Origin of the sequence: Bacillus sp. SIMBA_031 (assembly GCF_046535225.1) — a bacterium.
Lineage (GTDB): Bacteria > Bacillota > Bacilli > Bacillales > Bacillaceae > Bacillus > Bacillus velezensis.
This window is the reverse complement of record NZ_JAWRXC010000620.1, coordinates 1-241: the sequence shown is the minus strand read 5'-3', so window position 1 is coordinate 241 and position 241 is coordinate 1. Positions and strand designations below refer to the sequence as shown.

The 241-nt window shown below is 56.4% G+C and carries 1 protein-coding gene; it reads left to right on the top strand.

The window, feature by feature from the left end:
• Positions 1-12 precede the first annotated feature (12 nt).
• On the top strand, positions 13-241 hold a 229-nt coding region (locus SB724_RS21580; protein WP_410573093.1), incomplete at its 3' end, for a TetR/AcrR family transcriptional regulator.

Here is a 241-nt window from a genome sequence, read left to right as displayed (position 1 = left end):
AGGAAATGAGACATGCCCGATGCCGCGCCGATCCCGGCCAAGAAGCTTGAGATCCTGAAGCTGGCCTTCGACCGCTTTTACGATGGCGGGTTTCATGCCACCGGCATCGACACTGTCATGGCCGAGAGCGGCATCTCCAAGCGCACGCTTTACAAGTATTTCGCCTCGAAAGAGGACCTGATCGAAGCGGTACTCGATTATTATGGCGAGGGCATCGCGGACGCTTATTTTGCCCCTGCAA